At 55.0% G+C, this 1,332-nt stretch carries 1 rRNA gene; it reads right to left on the bottom strand.

Going from position 1 to position 1,332, the window contains the following annotated elements:
• A 23S ribosomal RNA gene (locus D451_RS0126060) occupies window positions 1-1,254 on the bottom strand; the annotation flags it as partial.
• Between the last annotated feature and the right edge of the window lie 78 nt (window positions 1,255-1,332).

Below are 1,332 nucleotides of genomic sequence, written 5' to 3'. Positions count from 1 at the left end.
GCTTCACAGCTTCGGCGGTGTACTTAAGCCCCGCTACATTATCGGCGCAGAACCACTTGACCAGTGAGCTATTACGCACTCTTTAAAGGATGGCTGCTTCTAAGCCAACCTCCTGGTTGTCTGGGCAACTCCACAACCTTTCCCACTTAGCACACGCTTAGGGGCCTTAGCTGATGATCTGGGCTGTTTCCCTCTCGACTACGAAGCTTATCCCCCGCAGTCTCACTGCCACGCTTCACTTAACCGGCATTCGGAGTTTGTCTGACGTCAGTAACCTTGTCGGGCCCATCAGCCAAACAGTAGCTCTACCTCCAGCAAGAAACACGCGACGCTGCACCTAAATGCATTTCGGGGAGAACCAGCTATCACGGAGTTTGATTGGCCTTTCACCCCTACCCACACCTCATCCCCCAGATTTTCAACTCTGGTGGGTTCGGGCCTCCACGAGGTCTTACCCCCGCTTCACCCTGGACATGGGTAGATCACTCCGCTTCGGGTCCACAGCATGCGACTCAAACGCCCTATTCAGACTCGGTTTCCCTACGGCTACCCCACCCGGGTTAACCTCGCCACACACCATGACTCGCAGGCTCATTCTTCAAAAGGCACGCCATCACCAAAGACAAGCTTCAGCTCTGACGGCTTGACAGCACACGGTTTCAGGTACTATTTCACGACCCCTCACCGGGGCACTTTTCACCTTTCCCTCACGGTACTAGTGCACTATCGGTCATCAGGACGTATTTTGGCTTAGCAGGTGGTCCTGCCAGATTCACACGGAATTTCACGGGCTCCGCGCTACTCGGGAGAACACCAACACCTAGACTCTTCCTTCACCTACGGGACTCTCACCCACTCCGGCACCGCTTCCCAACGGCTTCGGCTAAAAGAATCATCAGCGCTCCAGATCGGCAGACCTGAAAAGATGCATCCCACAACCCCGCACACGCAACGACTGCCGTCTATCACACGCATACGGTTTAGCCTCTTCCCCGTTCGCTCACCACTACTAGGAGAATCACTATTGTTCACTCTTCCTACGGGTACTGAGATGTTTCACTTCCCCGCGTCACCACCAACCACCCTATACATTCAGATGGCGGCAACCCGACACAACTCGGGCTAGGTTTCCCCATTCGGACACCCGCGGATCAAAGCTCGGTTGACAGCTCCCCGCGGCCTATCGTGGCCTCCCACGTCCTTCATCGGCGCCTGATGCCAAGGCATCCACCGTGTGCCACTATCACTTGGCCACTACAGATAATAAGATGCTCGCGCACACTATTCACAAATCAAACAACCGACCACAAACCCCGATACCTCACACCGAAC

It is taken from the genome of Nocardiopsis alba DSM 43377 (assembly GCF_000341225.1).
Lineage (GTDB): Bacteria > Actinomycetota > Actinomycetes > Streptosporangiales > Streptosporangiaceae > Nocardiopsis > Nocardiopsis alba.
Note: the sequence above shows the minus strand (reverse complement) of the source record. Positions and strands in the feature narration are given on the sequence as shown.